The sequence below is a fragment of the Peribacillus sp. FSL M8-0224 genome (assembly GCF_038003055.1).
GTDB classification, from domain to species: domain Bacteria; phylum Bacillota; class Bacilli; order Bacillales; family DSM-1321; genus Peribacillus; species Peribacillus frigoritolerans.
This window is the reverse complement of record NZ_JBBOOJ010000001.1, coordinates 1,079,520-1,099,995: the sequence shown is the minus strand read 5'-3', so window position 1 is coordinate 1,099,995 and position 20,476 is coordinate 1,079,520. Positions and strand designations below refer to the sequence as shown.

Genomic DNA, 20,476 nt, shown 5'->3' with positions numbered 1-20,476 from the left:
ATCAATTTATGCATATTTGAAATGGTAGGACACTCACTTATAGGTAAATTTCAACATTTTATCCATGATTCCTGCAAACAACACAAAAAACCTTTCCACGAGTGGAAAGGTCACTGTTCAACTTAAATCATTTACCCAATGATGACGCGTTCTTTTGGATAATGGAAATTTTCCGTAACTTCTTTATGGCCTATGATATACAGGAGGGAGGTTATCCCAACACGGCCAATGAACATAATGATCATAATGACAATTTTACCGGTATTGCTGAGGTCAGGCGTGATTCCCATCGAAAGGCCGACTGAACCGAAAGCCGAACATACTTCAAAAATGATTTGCATCAAAGTGAAATTTTCGGTAATGGATAATATGAAGACCGCCATTATGCAAAGAAGCGATCCCATGATCATAACCGCTGTCGCTTTTCGGATATCATCGGGATGAATCTCCCGTTTGAAAACTTTTATGGAACGCCTTCCTCTCATGAAATTCCATAAAAATAGAATCATGATGGCCAGTGTAGTTGTCCGGATTCCTCCCCCGACTGAACTTGGGGAAGCTCCAATGAACATCAATATGCTCAACAATAAAAGGGTCGGTTCCGAAAAGTCACTCACATTCATGGTTGCCAACCCGCCGCTCCGCGTATTGGAGGACATAAACAATGAGTAAAAGAACGATTCATGCCAGTTCTTACCTTTAAAGAACCCATTAATTTCCAGAAGGTAAATCAGGATCGTTCCCCCAACGATAAGGGAAAAGAAAGTGACTGAGGTCAGCTTCGTGAACAAAGAAAAATGAAACTTATAAGTACGGGCCTTATTGGACAAAAACTCCTTCAGCTCAATCAAGACAGGAAACCCAATGGCTCCAAGGGTAAGCAGGATAATCGTAATGAACTGTACAAAATAATCGTCTTTAAATGGAATCATCGAAATACCGGTAATATCAAAACCAGCATTCGTGGTGGCACTTACGGCTAAAAATAAGCCATTTAAAAAGGCTTCTTTCCCGTCTGGAAAATAATTCAGAAAGTAAATGCCTAAAACGAGAGCCCCAATCATTTCAATTACGACAAATATCTGAATGATTTGGATCAATAATTTAACAAGACCGGAAAGATTCGATTGGTTTTGATCCGTCATGATCAATTGTCTTTCCTTCAAGCCGATTTTCTTGCCCACTATAAGCCAGAAAAAGGTTCCGAGTGTCATGATGCCAATACCGCCAAATTGGAGAACGAACATGAGAATGAAATAGCCTACCTCATTGTACACTTCGGGCAAACTTACAACTGTTAGACCTGTTACACTAACTGCACTTACGGCTGTGAATAAAGCATCCATGAATCCAAATTCCACGCCTGGCTTAAGAGCGACCGGCAGACTCAACAGTACGGTCGAGATGCTGACTGCCAAAACATAATAACCGACGATAAGCTGAGCTGGTGTTAACTTTGATAATATTTTTTTGATAGCAAACATAAAGAGTTTCCTTTCTTGCTCCTTTATAGTTATGCAAATCACATAACCATTAAAAATCTAGTTTACCCTTTTTTCATTCTTTTTTCCATTCTCTTTTAAAACTGACTTACTTACAACAAAAAGGCAGGTTTACCAATAAGTTTGATGCTGCTCGTATAAGTAAAACTCCACATTCTACTTATACTATCATTACAGCGGCAAAAGCCGTTGAAAAAGTAAAGGGGAGATTCAAATGGCTAACAGCAGTAACAATCTTCTTGTTCCAGGAATCGAACAAGCATTAGAACAAATCAAATATGAAATTGCATCTGAATTCGGTGTACAATTAGGTTCCGATACTTCAGCACGTGCCAATGGTTCAGTTGGCGGAGAAATCACGAAACGTCTTGTACAACAAGCACAATCTCAACTTAAAGGTCAATAATTCACAATTAAATATCCATGGCTAAGAGTCCAGCTGCATGCTGGACTCTTTTTAATGATTATGTCCATTTCCGTTTCCATTATTGCCTTTACCCCTTTTCGACTTATCCCAATCTTTCTTATCTTGTTTATATTGCTTATCTTGTTTATATTGCTTATCCTGTTTATCTTGTTTAACTTGTATTTTCTGCCTATCCTGTGTAACCTGTTTATCTTGTCTATCCTGTTTATTTTGCTTATTTTTATTGTCATGCTTTATAGAATCATCACTATTCTTTTTTTTGAGTGATGATTCTGTTTTTACATCGAACTTTTTCTCATTCTGTTCATTTTCCTGCTTGTCCTTTGATTGGTTGCTGTGATGGCTATCCGATTTTCCTTTTGACTCGTTGCTTCTTTCCTTATATCCATTTATCGCATTCCGTTTTCCACTTGTATCTTCCCGTTCGGTTTGTTCCTTAATTTTGGTAACTTCAATACCCGCGTTTTTCCGTTCAGTCGGTTTGGCTTCATTGGCCGGCTTTTGTTTTATTTCAATTTCATTATTCTCTTTTTTCTTTTCTCCATCCGATTTGTTTTCCGTATTTAGCATTACGCCCTTTTCTTTCGGAATAACAACGTTTTCCTCGACTTTTTTAACTGACGCCGGGGCAGGCTCCCTCTTATTGACCTTTATCTTATCTTTATCTTCATTCAACTTCTTTTCGAGATACTTACCCGTGGATATACCTTGTTCCCTAGCTTGCTTCCGATCGCTTTTTGTTGCCTGGATCACTTTCATCTTTGTTTTGGAAACATTATCCTGCTCAGATATTTCTTTTATCTCCTCTTTTAAATTCTTATTCAGTTCTTTATTTTTTTTCATTAACGTTGTGGAAACGACTATTTGTTTATTTCCTTTCAAATAACCAAGTCGCTTCGTCGTGTCAACGATTCGGTTTGTAACAACTTTTATATCCTTGCCTTTCCAGTCCTTCAGCTGACCGATCACAAGCTTTCCGTCTTCATTTAATCCGGTAAGCTTGAGAACTTCTAAATCATCATCAAGCTCCAATTCAATGCTTGGATTCACATCTATCGTCATATATGCCGACACAGGACCAGAGAAATAAGAAGGAAGAATTGAAAAGAGAATCAGGAAGGTGGAGGCAATGCTTAGCACGGCCGTTTTTTTGAAAGATGAATGAATATTGGAAAAGGCTAAAGTGAATTTTTGTTTTGCAGGTGAAAAAGTTATTTCCTCACCCACTTCATATTCCCTTTCCTGCCTTTTGGTTTTCAGAAATTCACCCTCGGGGGTCAATAGGGTTACAAATCGTTTATTAACTGAAAGAATAACTCCTTTTTTCATTCATCGATAGCCCCTTTTATATAATCATTCAAATACAAAAAATCTCCGTTTATTATGATTGCCACGGCAATGATGTATTTTCTGTTCCGTTCAATCGTTTTTCTGCTTACTTCCACTTTTCCCTCAAGCTGTTTTACGGGCAGCCGCTTTTTTGCAAACAGGACTTCCTTCAGTTCGTCATCTTCCATTAACAATTTAGCGATCATAATAGCTCCCTTCCTGGCATCTGCATGTTTGGGAGAGTTTTCAACTAAATCCTCAAATGACAGACCAAAATCCTCTAGATGGCTTATATAAAGCTGAATTTCTTCTTTTCTTCTTTCCGATTCCTTCTGCATTTCGTATTCATTGATGGAATTTTCATTATCGATATATATTTGGCTTTGATCATTATCATCATTCAGTGTTAAATCCAAAAGGATTTCTTTTTGTTTGGACTGGCTTCTTAAATAATCTATAACCCTTCGTTTAACGAGGGTTTCGGCAAATGCCAATAAAGAACGGCCTTTTTCCGGGGAGTATTTTTCAATTGCCTCGTTAAAAGCAATCATTCCAATACTGAATTCATCATCTGATTCGTATATGTACCGTTTGCAAACCGATGAGACTGTTTTTGCAATAAAAGGTTTGAATGACTCTATAGTATCATTACGAAGGCTATTATCGCCTTGTTGAATTTTCAATACGGTTTCTTCTAAAGAACGCTTTTTTTTGAATGCTGTAAACAACAAACCAAGCATTTGCTCACCTCGCTCCTGTTGAACATAAAATACGCATCAACATACTTATCTTAAGCGGAGGGAGTCTAAAAGACAGTACCAAAAGAACTATTTTTGCGATAAAAATGAAATCACACAATATATCAACATGATAAAATACTTAGTTTTTTCTCGTTTGTTACAGTGCAATTACAGTAAAATATCTTTTTCCTTTTTTTTGCCCAATACAATGGGACAATTGTCATTTTTATAACCGGAATTTAATATTCACATCTTTTAACATATCATTCGTAAACGTACCTGCGCTTTTGAGGGTCATCTCCATAAATACTTTAAGAAGCAAAAAAAATAGGCGTGACCGGCACGCCTGTTTTTTTATGCTTCCTGTATTTTTTTCTCTTCTTTCTCTTTTTTTTCTTTTTTGCTTGAAATGACCCATGCACCTGCTGCAATTCCAATCAATACAGTCCAGAAAATCGATTTCCAAAGCGTTGATTCAGGGAAATGATGATCAATGAAAGCAAGTGAAGGGTGTGCAAGTGTGTGTACCGCCAATTTCACGCCAACCCAACCCACAATCAAAAATGCTGCCGTTTCAAGTGAAGGACGCCGATGAAGCAGCTTAACGAATGCATTTGCTGCAAATCGCATAATGATCAACCCGATCATACCGCCGAGGAACATGACAGCGAATTGCCCTCCGTCAATACCGCCGACTTTCATCCAGCCTGTTGCAGGAAGTGTAACAGCCAGCGCGACGGCAGCCAACATGGAATCGATTGCGAAAGCGATATCAGCCGCTTCAACCTTTACCACGGTCATCCAGAAGCCTGATTGCTTTTTAGGCTTCGTGATTTCCTTCTCACCTTTACCAGCGTATTTTTTGTAAATGTGCTGAAAAGCGATGAAAAGTAGATAAATCGCACCGATTGCTTGAACTTGCCACACCTCGACAAGAAAGGAAATAAGGAATAGACTGGCAAAACGGAAAACAAAAGCTCCCATCAGACCATAAAACAAGGCTTTCCGCTGTTGTTCTTTTGGCAAATGCTTAACCATGACAGCCATGACGACTGCATTATCTGCAGCCAGTATCCCTTCTAATCCAACCAAGATAAGAAGGACCCAGCCATATTCCAATAACATTGATGCTTCCATCCATTCAACCTCCAATAGTAGTATTTCCTTCCTATTGGCATCGGCAAAATAAAAAGACCTCTGCCGTATAGGCAAAGGTCTTGCTGAACATGAAATCATGTCAACAAAGCCGATGAATGTTTAACATTCACGTAATGACGACTTTGTTTTAGGGCGAACCCTAACGCTACTCCCCTTTGAAAAGGAAAATCAGTTATTAAGTATATTAATAGTATACGCGCTCGTTATGAAAATAACAATCTTTTTTTATAAAGGGATCTCATTTTCTGTTCCTTTTGGATAATTTTATCAACGATAAATACTCTTTGCCGAAACGAATCCAGTTCGGTTTGGCAGAAAAATAGTTCTGAAACAGCGATAAAAAACTCGTGTATTTCCCTTCATATGGATACCATTGTATTTCTGTATCGTTTTTACCTTTATCGATCATGATCGCTTTTTCATGGCAGAAAATCTTCAATCCATGCTCGCCATGATAGCGGCCAACCCCACTTTGTTTGGCACCGCCAAATGGTAAATGATGATTAGCAACCGTAATCAGCACATCATTGATCGTCACCGCACCGGTTACTAACCGTGACGCAATCCGACTTGCTTTTTCCCTATCCATCGTCCAAACGCTGGAATTGAGTCCATATTCACTTTCATTTGCCAGGGCGATCACTTCTTCCTCCGTATCGAAAGGCACAACAGGCAACACGGGTCCGAACGTTTCTTCTTTCATGATTTTCATGGAATGATCGACATTGGAAAGAATCGTCGGCGGAATGAAATGGGTCTGCCCCGTTTTCCACTCTTTCGGAGGTGTTCCGGTTTCAAGTACGGCCCCTTTATTCAGTGCATCCTCCAGTTGGTCAGCCACAATATCGACTTGTTTAGGAAAAGTCATTGAACCGATATCATCCTGCGATTGCACCCCCTGTCTCATGGACTTCGTTTTTTCTTTAAGAAGCATTAGGAATTCCTTATAAACAGGACGTTCCACATAAACCCTTTCAACACTCATGCACACCTGCCCACTATTTGTGAAAGCCCCCCAAAGGGCTCCGTTCACAGCCCGTTCCAGGTTAGCATCACGAAGAACGATCATCGGATCCTTACCGCCAAGCTCCAAAGTCGTTGGGATCAGGTCTCTTGCTGCAACCTCACCAATCATTTTTCCGGTCCTTACAGACCCAGTAAAAAATATATAATCTGGTTTTTGCTCAGTTAATGCCGCACCCAATTCTTTCCCTCCATGGGCAAACTGTATAGTTCCTTCTGGGAAACCAGCCTCAAGAAACAGATTTTCGATGCACTCCCCAACTAAAGGAGTTACCTCTGATGGTTTGGCGATGACAGAATTTCCAGCCGCTAGGGCATTAAGAATGGGAACCATGGAAAGCTGCAGCGGATAATTCCATGGTGAAATGACGAGAATCGTTCCACGTGGCATATAATGGACATAAGATTTTTTACCAATTAACATGAGTGGAGTGGTGACCTTCCGTCCGGAAAGAGTTTTCACTGCATGTTTCTCGATATGCTTGATTGCATCGATCGTTGGCATGATGTCAGCAACCAGCGCTTCAATTTTCACTTTTCCCGCATCTTTTGAAATGACTTCTGCTATTTCATCCATCCTTTCAACCATCAATAAGCGGAGCCGTTTTAAATAGTTCAGCCGTTCCTTGATGGGAAGATTCGACCATGATTGGAACGCATGTCTTGATTTCATATATATATGAGGAATCGACTTCAATGGTGTTGGGACGATTTCCGCAATCTTCTCACCTGTTGCCGGAGAAAACACTTCCAACTTGTCATGTATTTCTTCCATAATTACTCCCCTTGCTTTATCTTATTTTATCGTTACTCCATATCATTTTTATGCTTTAATAAAGATCGACCGAGGGGGAACCCCTCCTCTGAAATGCAGCAAAACTTCTCGGCTGCACTGCTGTCAAAACCCCTTTTTAAGTGAAATTAGGTTGCCAGGAAGAATTGATAAGAGCGCCTGAGCACTTTTCTTGAACAGTTATATGTTCATATACTTCACTAAACGTACGAAAATTCTTCCCCTGAACCCTCTTTATATAATGCCAGAGACGCAGCAGCCTGTATAATATAATCGCTTGGAACCAACTTCACAACCGGTTCCCTCTCTTCATAAGGTTCCTGACCGATTCCCTGCCACTTAATCGGTGTATTCCCCTTAAGTTGAATTACACTAACTAATTCGTTTGCAGTTTACAGTATCCACTGCATCACATCACGTTTTACAACTCAATTGGTGAAGGTCCATGAAATCCATCCCCATCGCAAATACCCTTAACAAGTAATCTTCCAGTCATGATAGCACTTTAAAATGGAATATATAGTAAAAACTTTTTCGTTATTAAAAGGAATATTCACGTTTGTTATCGAAGGTAATGTATATAAGAATCGAAATTCTGATAATCCGGCAGACATGTTTATCGGTTTTAGTGTTTAATACTGGGTAATGGAGGATAAATTCATACTATCGAATAAAAATTATTATCTATATAACCGATTTTCCGTTACTATATAAGAAGGCGATTTTTTCGCGCATACATATTTGAGGTGAGCGCACAAGTGAAAAGAATAATTAAAGCATACGACTTCCCTATTTTCATCGCTGTCGTATTACTCTGTTTGTTTGGTTTAGTCATGATTTACAGTTCGAGCATGATCACTGCTGTCGCTCGATTCGGCTGGCCCATGGATTACTTCTTTGAGAAACAAAAAACGGCCTTTCTCATTTCATTCGCGGCAATGATCGTCACGATGATTCTTCCTTATAAGATGTACAAAAACAAAATGTTCTTGATGTCTATGATGTTTGGAATGGCCGGTATCCTTTTGCTGCTCTTTATCTTCGGCCATACAGCAGGAAATGCCACAAGCTGGTTCAAGTTAGGGACAGCATCAATACAACCTGCGGAATTTTCCAAGTTAGCCATAATCATTTATCTGGCAGCCATTTACGGAAAAAGGCAGGATCGAATCAATAGTATTGATAAAGCCGTCATCCCGCCGATTTTCTTTCTGGTATTCATCTGCTTTTTAATCGGAATACAACCTGACTATGGAACGGCAGCGGTCATTTTCCTGATTTCAAGTACCATGATCATTTCATCCGGTATGTCTTTTAAGAGTATATTCAAACTCTCTTTGATCACTGCGATATTCGTTGCCATATTTGCATTGGGGGTACTCGTGACAGGAAATTTCTCAGCCGTTCTTACTGAAAATAAGCTGTCTCGTTTTACCGGGTTTGCAGACCCTTTCGGAAAGGCAGGAGAAAGCGGGTATCAACTCGTGAATTCCTTATTCGCCATAGGTTCCGGCGGCCTTACTGGAGTGGGACTTGGTGACAGTGTACAAAAATACGGGTATCTGCCTGAATCACATACTGATTTCATCATGGCCGTCATTGCAGAAGAGCTCGGGATATTCGGAGTGGGATTCGTTTTATTGACACTAGGTTTTATCGTCCTGAGGGGATTTGTACTTTCAGCCAAATGCAAGGATCCATTTGGAAGTCTTTTATTGATCGGCATCTCATCCATGATTGGCATTCAAGTCGCTATCAACGTCGGCGGAGTGACCGGACTTATCCCAATTACAGGGATCACCCTTCCATTCATCAGTTATGGAGGATCTTCCTTACTGCTGCTCATGCTTTCAATGGGCATATTCCAAAATGTCGTCATGCGAATGAATTTACTTGAACAGAAAGAAAAAGTCGTATCCATCCCACAAGATGAGATTGCGTCTTCAAAATAAACGATCAAATACCCCTGGCATTTCTGTTCATGTCAGGGGTTCCCCTTCTCTGTAAGGTTATGGAAGTTCTCATGAAAAAACAGGCAGTCGAATCCGACCGCCTGTTTTTTCATTTATAATGGATACCGATTTTAGTAAAGCCAGAAATCAGGCTAAGCAAAGGACAAAGTAGGCAGAAAAATGCAAATGGAGCATATTCCAGGGTTGAAACACCCAATACCTGTGTCAGGAATACACCGCAGACACCCCATGGAACCAGAGGATTCACAACTGTTCCCGCATCTTCAAGCACCCTCGCAAGCGTTTTGGGCTGCAGGCCTAAATCTTCATATTTCTGCTGAAAGGCTTTCCCAGGCAGTATAACTGACAAATACTGTTCACCCACTAGGAAATTCACGCTGATTCCTGCAAATACAGTAGCGGAAATCACTTTCGCTACACTCGTCAATGAATCCTGGATTGCATTTAAAATAGAAGGAATGACTCCCAATTCAAACAATAGTCCGCCCATCGCCAATGCCAACAACACCATCGAAACGGAGAACATCATACTTTCAATTCCGCCCCGCGATAGGATTGAGTCAAGTTGTTCCATTCCACTCTTCAGTACAAAACCGCCGTATAAGATATCCGCTAGTTTTGCAACCGTCAAACTTGGGGTTTGTATGAAAGCAATGACAGCCGCCGAAATGATTCCTGCTGACAATGTCGGAATCGCTGACACCTTTTTCAAAGCCATGATTAGAACAATGACAAACGGAATCAAACTCCATATGCTTATATTCGTTTCCATTTCCAGGGCTTTGGTCATGGCTTCGATTTCCTCAACGCGAGCAACTTTGACATTCGGTGAAAGGAAGAAAAAGATGATAAGCGATATGAAAAAACCTGGAATCGTAGTCCAAAGCATATTATTAATATGTTCAAATAATGGTGCTCCAACCGTTCCCGATGCAAGATTGGTAGAGTCGGATAATGGAGACATTTTATCTCCAAGAAATGCACCGGAAATGATTGCACCGGCTGTAATCGCCAACGATAAATCCATCGCCGCCGCCATCCCTATCAAAGCAACGCCGATTGTGGCTGATGTTGTAAGTGAACTCCCGATACAGAGCCCAATTAGCGAACACACCAGAAATGTGATTGCATAGAAATATTCACCAGAAATCCAGTCAAACCCATAGAACATGATGGTAGGGATAGTCCCGCTTGCCATCCAGATCGAAATTAACATTCCAATGAAAAAGAATATATAGATGGCTCCCATACCAGTGCCTGCGCCTTTGACGATAGCCGCCTCCATAATCGAAAATGGCAGCTTCTTGAACTTTCCATAAACAAATAGAAAAAGGAGAGCCGCTATAATTGGAATATGGGGGGCAAGTCCATAATGAATGATACCAGTTGCAATAATTAAGAAAAGAATGGCCAAAACCCCAATTGCTTCAGGTAAGGAGAGTTTTAGCTTTGCATCTTCAAGACGCATGATGTATTTCCCCGCTTTCAATGTTGTATATTCTCTGAGGTAAGGATCGGACCTTTTCACTCCTCACAATTACTGAAACGCTTTTAAGCACTAAAGTACTAGCTAAATATAAAGGAGTTTCAGGAGATTGTCAAAGGAATAATTTAGTAGACATTGATTTTTTTCAGTATCTTCATGTTCAATTCATTCCATCATAATGACTTTTATGTGATTCGATAATTATTTGGGCTAATTGCAATGCCTTGGTTGTCTCATTGATCAAACAGTTTTTTCATTGATCGATCAGGACCAGGTAGCCTGTCTTTCGGAAAGGCTGTTTTCACATACTTTGTTGCTATTTACCAGGTAGTGAGTTGTGGTTGATTTCCCCTCCAGATGCTCGCTTTCCGCGGGGCGGGCGGTGAGCCTCCTCGGCGTAAACGCCTGTGGGGTCTCACCTGTCCCGCTGCTCCCGCAGGAGTCTCGCACTTCCGCTCCAATCAACCTTAAATAGTTTCGTTTTAAAAACAACAATCTTTACGAAAAGAGCCTTCGGAAAAAACGCAGGGACTCTTCTTTGACTGAAGAAATTACCCACATTCCCACGAGAAAAGTTCACTCATGCAGACGATACTTACTTTCGCTGCCATGAATTTAAAAAAGATGGCCAAATATACTTGGAGAAGGGCAGAAATGGCTAAATGATGACCTTAAAGCTGTACAACCATTCTCAATAACTGCATCAAATCCAATAAAATCAAAAGGGTTTCGGAATGTAACCATTCCGAAACCCTTTTTGACTATAAACTAAAAGCCCGTGTATATAACACGGGCTTTCTTCATTATTTTAAATCCATTGGATTATATAATTCCACGTCAGGATTTTTATCTTGGAACCAGCGAAGTGCAAACTCATTTTCAAATAAGAATGCATATTTATCAAACCGGTCCTTAACAAGGATGCTTCTTGAGCTATGAAGATTTTCATCAAGCTTTTCATCCTCAGCCCAGCGTGTAATCTTGCTGCCCATTCGCTCCATCACGACTTCAACATTGTACTCGTTCCTCATTCGATGCTCGAATACTTCAAATTGAAGCTGCCCAACCGCACCAAGCAGATATTCTTCCATCCTAACCGTTTTGAAGAGCTGAATTGCCCCTTCTTGTACAAGTTGGTTAATACCTTTATGGAAATGTTTCTGTTTCATGACGTTTTTAGCTGTTACCCTCATGAATAGTTCCGGCGTAAACTGAGGCAGCCTTTCAAACTGAAACATGTCTTTGCTTGTGGTAATCGTATCGCCAATTTGGTAATTACCAGTATCATATAAACCGATGATATCTCCGCTTACCGCTTCATTTACGGTGTTTCGATCATCAGCCATGAATTGAGTAGAGGAAGAAAGGTTGATCGGTTTCCCTGTCCTGCTCAAGTTGACGCTCATTCCACGCTCGAATTTACCGGAGCAAATGCGAAGGAAAGCGATTCGGTCACGGTGTTTTGGGTTCATGTTCGCCTGGATCTTGAAAATGAAACCGGAAAAATCATTGCTGACAGGATCCATTTCACCTGACGTTGTCATCCGTGCTTGTGGAGCTGGTGCAAACTTCAGATAAGCATCCAAAAACGTCTGAACACCGAATGTCGTTAAAGCACTTCCGAAAAATACAGGACTAAGTTTACCATTCGCGATATTTTCTTCAGAGAATTGGTTACCCGCTTCCGTCAACAGCATGATTTCTTCCAAAGTTTGCTCATATAACTGGGAATCCTTAAGTTTATGATCCACTTCGAGTTCACCATCTTCATTCAACGGAAGGAAACGCTCTTCCCCTTCAGTTTTGAACTGTTCAATCCGATTGTTGAACCTGTCGTAAATGCCCACGAAGTCTTTTCCCATCCCGATCGGCCAGTTCATTGGATATGTTTCTATTCCTAATACCTCTTCAAGTTCGGCAAGCAATTCTAGCGGTGTTTTACCTTGTCGGTCCATTTTATTGATAAAAGTGAAAATCGGTATACCCCTCATCCGGCATACTTTGAATAATTTAACCGTTTGATCCTCGATACCTTTTGCCGAGTCGATGATCATCACGGCGCTATCAACAGCCATCAGTGTACGATATGTGTCTTCACTGAAATCTTGGTGGCCCGGTGTATCGAGAATATTGACACGGAAGTCATCATAATCGAATTGCATGACTGAAGATGTAACGGAAATTCCCCGTTGCTTTTCAATTTCCATCCAGTCACTGGTTGCATACTTCCCTGTTTTTCTAGCTTTAACTGTTCCGGCATCGCGGATCGCGCCGCCAAACAGCAATAATTTTTCTGTCAAAGTCGTTTTCCCGGCATCCGGGTGAGAGATGATTGCGAAGGTCCGTCGGGATTGAACCTCGTCTTTTAAATTAGTCATAATATGTTCCTTTCATTATTGGAGTCATCAATAAAAAATATTTATAGGAGGTTTATTGTATTTTTTACATTGGAATGGCAACCTTTCTTTGTATGCAAAAATCCTGATCATACACAATATATGTAAGAAAAAATATATCATAAGGCTTAAGCATTGGCTACTCAGCATTCATTTCAATCAACCTTTCTATTTTAACACGATATGAAGGAAAGATGTAGAGGTGAATGAAACACCCATTAGGGGATTTGTTCAGATGGCAAAACAAAAGACGCTTAATCAGCGCCCCTTATCTTGATCCATATGATAACCGTTCATTTATTCATGGTTTATTTATTTACCTTGCAGTTTTAAACGATTTTTGATTCCGCTTGTTCTTCCAGCGTTTTTTTACTTCCTTGAATATGATTGGAGCAGCAAAAATGAGAGCCCTTTTTAATAATTTCTTCATTTTTCATCAGTCCTTTCTTTCTTATCCTATACCCGATTATTTTCGCAGAAAACTTTAATGCCAAATTGTTTTCCTGATTTCAACCATAAAGGCATTTCATATTGGACATGGAATCCCCCGTCAAATTTCAATCAAGGAAAGTCCCGTGCGACAATACCGTTATATTTCCCCGTCTAAAACCTGTCTAATATTATTTTCCCCAAATGGGAATGTATAAATTACTTCCATTTGTTTTATCCTTTATAAAGGTGGGTATATACTAAAAAACTGGAAATTGCTCCAGAGGTTATTGTGGTAATTTTTCCTGTAGGCTTTCACATATTATCAAGCATCGTCGTATGATAATTTTAACTTGAATGAGGGTGCTGGATAATGTGTGAAATTGATTTTTCCCTCTAGGTAAAATCATCACCATTAATATTTTTTAACTTTTTAGGAGGATTCATCGAATGACAGTAACAGGTAAAGTGAAATGGTTCAATAGTGACAAAGGATTTGGTTTCATCGAAGTACCAAACGGAGATGATGTTTTCGTACATTTTTCCGCCATTCAAGGAGAAGGTTTCAAAAGCCTTGATGAAGGTCAAGAGGTTGAATTTGAGATCGAAGAAGGAAACCGCGGACCTCAAGCTAAAAACGTCGTAAAACTCTAAAGCATAGATACACAAACATAATTGATAGGCAATGCAAAAGGATGCCGCCCATATCGGGCGGCATCCTTTCCTTTATGTGTACATGCAAAATATTCACGTTATTTTTCATTAAAATGATCCAAAATGAAATCGGGAACATGTTCGCCAGAAAAACTCTTGATGTCCACATCTCTGCTTTCTTTATAATAAAAGGCAGCTGAATACTCCCCGCTCCAATCAATTTGGGCATTATCAATCGCTGTCTCGATTTCAGAAGCGGTCTTAATTTTCAAGCGATTTGGCTGTTGTTCAATCTGCTGTGCAAGTTCACTTTCAGAATTCGTGTGATAAATTTTCGAATCGGACTTCGCAACCAGGATATAAGAAATATCATCAGCCATTAACCGCGCTTGTTCCGATTGTCCGGTACTTACCATCCATTCTGAAAACTGAGGATATGAAGAGTCCCAATTCATATAAATGGTTTTGTTATTATTCAAAAGAATCTCTATGGAGGCGTAATCACCAAAAGAAGAAGTCATTTGTGCGAACGATTGATTATTCAGGTCCTCCGACAATGCCTTCACTGCAGCTTCCAGCTGTTGACGGTCCGTGATCGTTATGGATTTGTCAACTTGGCCGCTCGCCGTTATCTTGATTTTAGAAACGTCTTGAGCGGAAACATTCAATACCTGATTAACCATTTTTTTATATTCATTAGACTCATATATTTTCGCCAATAATGGCATGTATGAGTCGTAATTCTGCAAATGATACTCTCTTGCTAACCGTTTCCCATTCTTGAGTTCATACATCAGAAATACGGATTGACTATCATTCCATTCACCAATGGAAACCTTTTTACCCTTATCGATGATTTCCTGATGCAATAACCTTATCGCTTCAATATTTTCCTTCTCTTTAAGATAATTGGAAGCATTATTCGACGTGTCATCGCCTTCAAAAAATATAGGAGAATCACCAATATAAATTTGGCTAATCATCTTTTCATCAGGAATCTTGGTCTTATACTGAAGGGGATCTATTTTTATAATGAGTGCCAGCACAATGACAGCCGCTATAAACGCTACATAACCTTTCAGGTTGATCCGTATTCGCCAAGTCTTTTGCAGGACGATTTCCCCTAAATAATATCCAAGCAAAGAACCAACGGTATATCCGAAAAAAATCCACCCAGGTTCGCCTGTCGTTTCGCTAAAATAAAGCCCTGTAAACAGCATCATGCATAATGTCAGGCCGAATTTAAACACTGGCTTAATCTTCGGGTAAACAAATGCCTGCGACACATGCTCCAGCTTTCTCCTCTCATAGAGAAAAAGAGAGCTGATCAGAAAAAGAAAGGTTAATATACTATAAATTAATGTATTAATAGAGAAGAAAGTGATTTTTTCCATCTCCGTTGCTGCTAATAATGGGGAGATGCCATTCATATTGGCACTTAGATAATAATCTGCAGAAAATCCTGCTATCAAAAATTTCACATTAGCTGCAAACAAAACAAAAAGCCCCACCGGCAAAGTAAGAAAAATATAGGTCAGCACTCCTTGAAAGGCTGATAATCCCGTAACCATTCCAAGTAAAACGGCAACAGAAAAGATCAAAGCTTCCAAAATAAATGTAGTCCCCATCCAAGACCATATATCCGTCATGGTATATAGCCGTTCTATATCAATTGCCGAGTGAAATAATATCAATATTGAACCTGTAAGTAAAATCGGCAAACCCATGAAGCCAATTCCCGTTCCAATCATATGAGCGTAGATGCTGCGTCTCGTAATCGGTAAACTATGAATGAAGTCTGAGGCTTGTTTCATTTGTAAAAACCGAAAAAGGAAGATGGCAAGTAATACTGGAATAACGATGACCAAGACAAACTGTATCATCTGCTGACAGGAAAAAAGGTTTTCGAATTCCACATATTCATTGTTCCCATTCAAGATAATCGCTAACATTTCCAGAGGCAGCGCAAATATGAGGCCTACAAGATATAGGAAACCAATCCAGCCAGTGCTTCTGAAAATATAGATAATCAGTTCCCTATTAAACCAGGTTATTCTGGATGACATAACCGATATCCCCCATTTCATAAATGAATATCTCCTCAAGAGTAAGGGGGAGAATATCTAATATTTCTGGCTGAAACTGGTTAAAATGCGATTTAATCATGGCTTCACTACCTTTAACGATACAAACGATCACGCTGCCGCGTCTTTCCTTGTTAAGGATTTGAATTCCACGGTATAAACCATGGGGAATTTTATGCTTAAAGGCAATTTGCACTTTATGTACATCAGCTTTCAAGTCATTCAAAACCTTTTGGATAACAAGCTCACCCTTATGCAAAATCCCTACATGATCGGCTAAATCTTCAATTTCCAGGAGATTATGGGACGATAGTAAAATCGTCATATCCCTTTCCGAAACATCCTGAATCAACAACTGTCTCACATTTTTTCGCATGACCGGATCTAATCCATCAAACGGTTCATCCAATATTAGAACTTCCGGCATCGTCGAGAGTGCTAGCCAAAAAGCAACCTGTCTCTGCATCCCCTTCGATAGTTTATGTATTTTATTTTGGACGGGTATCGGGAATACTTCCTGTAATTGATAGAAACGTTCTTGATTCCACTCGCTATAAATATGGCTATAAAAACCTGCCATTTGCGTGATCGTATAGTTAGCCAGGAAATAAGGCGTATCAGGAAGGAAGAAACAACGATTTTTCACTTCACGGTTTTCAAACACATATGATCCATCAATAAGAACTTCACCTGCATCCTGTATCAGGTTGCCTGAAAGCATTTTTAATAGAGTCGTTTTCCCCGCCCCATTTGAACCTAATAACCCGAATATGGAGCCTTTTGGTATAACCAAGGTGACGTTTTTGATTGCTTCTTTTCCTTCATATAATTTACTCACCTGTTTTATTTCAATCATGAATCCCCCCCCTTTGCCAATGGACTGATTTCCTTTATTATTCTATAAATTTCATGTTTATCGATTCCGATATACAGAGCTTCAGCGAGTACCTTTGAAAGCTCGTTTCTGATTTCTTCTTCTTTCAATGAATTTTTGAAGGATTTAGGAGGTGCCACGAAATTCCCTTTGCCTGGTAAGGTATATATAAACCCGTCAGACTCAAGCTGCTTGTACGCTTTCTGGATCGTATTTGGATTGATGGTCAACTCCTGAGCCAATATTCGTATGGATGGGAGCTGATTATGCTCCTGTAAAACTTCATTGATCATTAGTTCCTTTAACTTATCCATCAATTGCTCATATACCGGCTTTCCACTTTGAAAATCCAACTCAATCATCATAAACCCTCCTTGCAATGGGTGTATTACATCTCCTAATACAGTACATTATAAAACAATATCTTCCAATTTAAAACCAATTTAATACCATTTTCAAACAATACTCGCTTTCATTTTGTTTAACAAGACTTACAGCAGGGAAGTAATGATAGTAAGAATGAATAAAGGAGTTGTTTTCATTGAAACCATTATATACAGCTACAGTTACCGTACACGGTGGTCGTGAAGGACATATTAAATCAGAGGACGGGATTCTGGATTTCGATGTGAGGTCACCGAAGGAATTAGGTGGTTCCGGTGAGCGCGCCACAAACCCTGAACAGTTATTCGCAGCCGGTTACGCGGCATGTTTTGACAGTGCCTTGAATCTTGTACTGCAAAAAGAAAAGAAAAAGGTCGATACGTCCGTGACGGCAAATGTAACGATCGGTAAAGATGAGGAAGACGGCGGTTTTAAATTGGCTGTAAGGTTGGATGTTTCGATTCCCGACCTAAGCAGGGAAGAAGCCGAAGACTTCGCCAAAAAAGCACACATGACCTGCCCTTATTCAAAAGCAACACGCGGAAACGTCGATGTAACCTTGATTTTGGTATAACGTTTAAGCAAGGGACTGGATACGGCATTAAGGCCGGCTCCAGTCCCTTTTTCTTATTTCACTTCTTCCAATCCCTTCAGTTTCAAAAGAAAGCCAAGACCTATTATCGCCATGATGATCAATGACCCTAATGCCATCCGGCTCGCCAATGTACCGAGGTCATGGAATATCAACGTTATCGTTCCATATAATAACGGACCGATTATTGAAGAGACTTTTCCAGAGAATGCAAATAGTCCAAAAAATTGCCCCCTCTTCTCATCTGGAGTCAATTCAATGATATACGTCCGTGATGTCACCCACATCGAACCTAGCGAAATGCCGAACATACTCCCTGCAACCCAGAACCAAAGGGCGGTTTGTGCGAAGACCGCTATAAATAATGCGACCAAGAGCAGAACTCCCACATATGTCACAGCCAGCCGCGGTCCCTTCGACTGCGTGACGTATCCAAACAGAAACGATCCGGCAATGCTCGATACTGTCGATACCAAGTAAAGCAAAATGAATCCGCTGGAGGAAAATCCAACAACAGTCTTGGCATAAACGGCCATCATGCCGATAGTGGTCGCAATTGCATCATTTAAAAAGAAATAAGCAATCATGAATGTAAAAACCGATCGATAGGATCGCATCTCTTTAAATGTTGATTTAATTTCCTTATAACCAGATAAAAAAGGTTCTTTCGCTTTTTGCTGTTTTGGAGACTCTTTTAAAAAAAAGAATAAGGGAAGGGAAAAAACCAGAAATAAAATGGCCGTGGGAATGAAGGCTTCATGTGAACTCCCTTTACTAATGAATGGATAGATTGACAGTCCCACCAACGTTCCAAGGTAGCCTACCGCCACGCCAAACCCTGATATAAGCGGCAATTGCTGTTTCGTGCCTAAATCACTCATCATCGTATCATAGAAGACAAGACTCGAATGATAGAAAAACTTTGCTATCACAAATAAAAGAATGACGATCGCCAAGGAAACGGGAATCCCCAGAATCTTTCCATCCAACGGCATCCCTCCGAATGCCCCCATTAAAAATGTACATACAACGGAAATAAGTGTGAAAATCATAATGTATTTTTTCATTTTTCCCGTTCGATCGATCATGACACCGAACAGCGGGGAAAACAAAACAAGAAACAAACTGGCAATCGCATTAGCGTAGGAGATGAAGGTACTCGCAATCTGATCAAGAACGGCATTTTCCCCAATCTGTTCCTGGAGGAAGAATGGAAAGAAAATCGTATTGATATTAGAAGAAAAAATCGTATTGGCAAAATCGTAAAACGCCCAAGAGAGAATGGGTAGGGAAAAATATAAACCAAAATTCCCTTTCCATTTTTTAGACTTCGGTTTCACCTGCAATTCCATCTGCTTTCCCTCCTTAATGATACTTAAATTATATGTATTCCATACCTTTCCAATAAATCCTTTAAGTAGGATTATAACATTGTGTAAAACATGATTTTTTCCTGCCTAACATGTAATATTATGAAATGAGACTGTCCTGCTTACTTTTAATCATTGTGCCTGATAGGAGTGTGAAAGATGACCGCATTTTTTCTTATTATCGTGATAACCATGCTTGTCCTGTTCGCTCTCTACGCTAAAAGATCAAAAAGTGATTTCCCTAAAAGCTTAATAATGCAGCATTCCCCCATTAAAATTGGACATCGAGGTGCATCTGGATACTGCCCCGAGAATACAATGGCATCTTATAAAAAAGCAATTGAATTGGGAGCTGATTTCCTGGAAGTGGATATCCACCTCAGTAAAGATGATGTCCTTGTGGTTCATCATGATCCCACCTTGGATCGAACCACAAACGGCAAAGGGAACCTCCGTGATTACACGGCAGCCGAATTAAAGGAACTGGATGCAGGAAGCTGGTATCATTCTCGCTATAAAAACGAAAGGATTCCTTTACTAAGGGAGGTATTGGAGAATTTCGGGTCTGAAGTCGGCATTTTAATCGAATTGAAACATCCCTCTGCTTATCCCGGCATAGAAGAGAAACTTGCAGAAGAATTAGGTGAATTCCAAGAATGTTCAACGAGTAAAAATAAGATAATGGTTCATTCGTTCGATATGGAATCCATGAAAAGGTTTCATCAATTAATGCCGGACATACAAGTGGGCGTTTTGATAAAACGGCGAATCAATGACCAAAAATTAAGAGAGATTGCCGAGTTTGCATCATTTTTGAATCCAAAACAAACGATTTTGAGTACGAAGCTGCAAATGCGAATCCAAAAGCACGGGATGAAAGTATTTACATGGACCGTCAACAATAAAAAACAAATACACATGTTCAAAATGATGCAGGTAGATGGTATCATTTCCGATTTTCCGGATTTTTTTTTGGATTGAAACTTTGAATGATAAGTGAAAAAATGAAGATAACTAGTTCATTACACAATTCAGGGTGAGACCATTCCGAATCCCTTTTAAAATTCCCTATGAAATTTCGATTAAAGGTTAAGAACAAAAGATTGTAGGCAAAAACATAGTTGATTGGAGCGGGTGTGCGAGACTCCTGCGGGAATAGCGAATCCAAGGGAGACCCCACGGGCGCAAGTGCGCCAAGGGCGGACCGCCCGCAGAAAGCGAGTGCCCTACATTCCAATCAACTTCCAAATTTGCACAAGCAA

At 39.9% G+C, this 20,476-nt stretch carries 16 protein-coding genes; 5 read left to right on the top strand and 11 right to left on the bottom strand.

Annotation, left to right across the window (positions count from 1 at the left end; translation table 11 throughout):
• Positions 1–131 precede the first annotated feature (131 nt).
• Complete coding sequence (locus MKX49_RS05305; RefSeq protein WP_286676049.1) at positions 132–1,541, bottom strand: TrkH family potassium uptake protein; 1,410 nt, start codon at positions 1,539–1,541, stop codon at positions 132–134.
• A gap of 175 nt (positions 1,542–1,716) precedes the next feature.
• On the opposite strand from MKX49_RS05305, the gene MKX49_RS05300 reads away from it, so the two are divergent.
• On the top strand, positions 1,717–1,908 hold the full coding sequence (locus MKX49_RS05300; protein ID WP_034314196.1) for an alpha/beta-type small acid-soluble spore protein: 192 nt from the start codon (positions 1,717–1,719) through the stop codon (positions 1,906–1,908).
• A gap of 51 nt (positions 1,909–1,959) precedes the next feature.
• On the opposite strand, the gene MKX49_RS05295 is transcribed toward MKX49_RS05300, so the two are convergent.
• From MKX49_RS05295 to MKX49_RS05280, 4 genes are all read right to left on the bottom strand, one after another.
• The gene (locus tag MKX49_RS05295; RefSeq protein ID WP_340875488.1) at positions 1,960–3,258 is read right to left on the bottom strand and encodes an anti-sigma-I factor RsgI family protein; all 1,299 of its coding nucleotides are present in this window, start codon (positions 3,256–3,258) and stop codon (positions 1,960–1,962) included.
• Positions 3,255–3,998: an RNA polymerase sigma factor SigI gene (sigI, locus tag MKX49_RS05290; protein ID WP_323599411.1), complete on the bottom strand. Its 744-nt coding sequence runs from the start codon at positions 3,996–3,998 to the stop codon at positions 3,255–3,257. The genes MKX49_RS05295 and sigI overlap by 4 nt, the downstream gene beginning before the upstream one ends.
• Positions 3,999–4,352: 354 nt before the next feature.
• Complete coding sequence (locus tag MKX49_RS05285) at positions 4,353–5,135, bottom strand: TerC family protein (protein WP_053534247.1); 783 nt, start codon at positions 5,133–5,135, stop codon at positions 4,353–4,355.
• A 259-nt stretch (positions 5,136–5,394) separates the two neighbouring features.
• Entirely contained in the window at positions 5,395–6,954 is a 1,560-nt protein-coding gene (locus MKX49_RS05280; protein ID WP_340875483.1) for an aldehyde dehydrogenase family protein, read from the bottom strand.
• A gap of 776 nt (positions 6,955–7,730) precedes the next feature.
• Here MKX49_RS05280 and MKX49_RS05275 point away from each other — a divergent pair.
• The gene (locus MKX49_RS05275; protein ID WP_340875481.1) at positions 7,731–8,924 is read left to right on the top strand and encodes an FtsW/RodA/SpoVE family cell cycle protein; all 1,194 of its coding nucleotides are present in this window, start codon (positions 7,731–7,733) and stop codon (positions 8,922–8,924) included.
• Positions 8,925–9,033: 109 nt separating this feature from the next.
• Here the strand turns inward: MKX49_RS05275 and nhaC are convergent, their stop codons facing one another.
• Together nhaC and MKX49_RS05265 are read right to left on the bottom strand one after the other, a co-directional pair.
• On the bottom strand, positions 9,034–10,413 hold the full coding sequence (gene nhaC, locus MKX49_RS05270) for a Na+/H+ antiporter NhaC (RefSeq protein WP_063596389.1): 1,380 nt from the start codon (positions 10,411–10,413) through the stop codon (positions 9,034–9,036).
• 821 nt (positions 10,414–11,234) lie between these two features.
• Positions 11,235–12,809, bottom strand: a complete 1,575-nt coding sequence (locus MKX49_RS05265; protein WP_034314233.1) for a peptide chain release factor 3 — start codon at positions 12,807–12,809, stop codon at positions 11,235–11,237.
• Between the two features lie 897 nt (positions 12,810–13,706).
• Here MKX49_RS05265 and cspD point away from each other — a divergent pair.
• Positions 13,707–13,910, top strand: a complete 204-nt coding sequence (cspD, locus tag MKX49_RS05260; protein ID WP_034314240.1) for a cold-shock protein CspD — start codon at positions 13,707–13,709, stop codon at positions 13,908–13,910.
• Between the two features lie 98 nt (positions 13,911–14,008).
• On the opposite strand, the gene MKX49_RS05255 is transcribed toward cspD, so the two are convergent.
• The 3 genes from MKX49_RS05255 to MKX49_RS05245 are packed head-to-tail and all read right to left on the bottom strand — an operon-like array spanning position 14,009 to position 17,230.
• Positions 14,009–15,976 carry a DUF6449 domain-containing protein gene (locus MKX49_RS05255; protein WP_340875477.1) on the bottom strand — a complete coding sequence of 656 codons (1,968 nt, stop codon included), beginning with the start codon at positions 15,974–15,976 and terminating at the stop codon, positions 14,009–14,011.
• On the bottom strand, positions 15,951–16,850 hold the full coding sequence (locus tag MKX49_RS05250) for an ABC transporter ATP-binding protein (protein ID WP_251538795.1): 900 nt from the start codon (positions 16,848–16,850) through the stop codon (positions 15,951–15,953). Before MKX49_RS05250 ends, MKX49_RS05255 begins: the two co-directional genes overlap by 26 nt.
• Positions 16,847–17,230: a GntR family transcriptional regulator gene (locus MKX49_RS05245; protein WP_340875472.1), complete on the bottom strand. Its 384-nt coding sequence runs from the start codon at positions 17,228–17,230 to the stop codon at positions 16,847–16,849. Before MKX49_RS05245 ends, MKX49_RS05250 begins: the two co-directional genes overlap by 4 nt.
• 179 nt (positions 17,231–17,409) lie before the next feature.
• On the opposite strand from MKX49_RS05245, the gene MKX49_RS05240 reads away from it, so the two are divergent.
• Positions 17,410–17,826 (top strand): organic hydroperoxide resistance protein, encoded by a 417-nt coding sequence (locus MKX49_RS05240; RefSeq protein WP_034314249.1) that lies wholly within the window; start codon positions 17,410–17,412, stop codon positions 17,824–17,826.
• Between the two features lie 53 nt (positions 17,827–17,879).
• Here the strand turns inward: MKX49_RS05240 and MKX49_RS05235 are convergent, their stop codons facing one another.
• Positions 17,880–19,196: an MFS transporter gene (locus MKX49_RS05235; protein WP_340875467.1), complete on the bottom strand. Its 1,317-nt coding sequence runs from the start codon at positions 19,194–19,196 to the stop codon at positions 17,880–17,882.
• A 177-nt stretch (positions 19,197–19,373) separates the two neighbouring features.
• Between MKX49_RS05235 and MKX49_RS05230 the strand changes: the two genes are divergently transcribed.
• Positions 19,374–20,195 (top strand): glycerophosphodiester phosphodiesterase, encoded by an 822-nt coding sequence (locus tag MKX49_RS05230; RefSeq protein WP_340875464.1) that lies wholly within the window; start codon positions 19,374–19,376, stop codon positions 20,193–20,195.
• Positions 20,196–20,476: the final 281 nt, after the last annotated feature.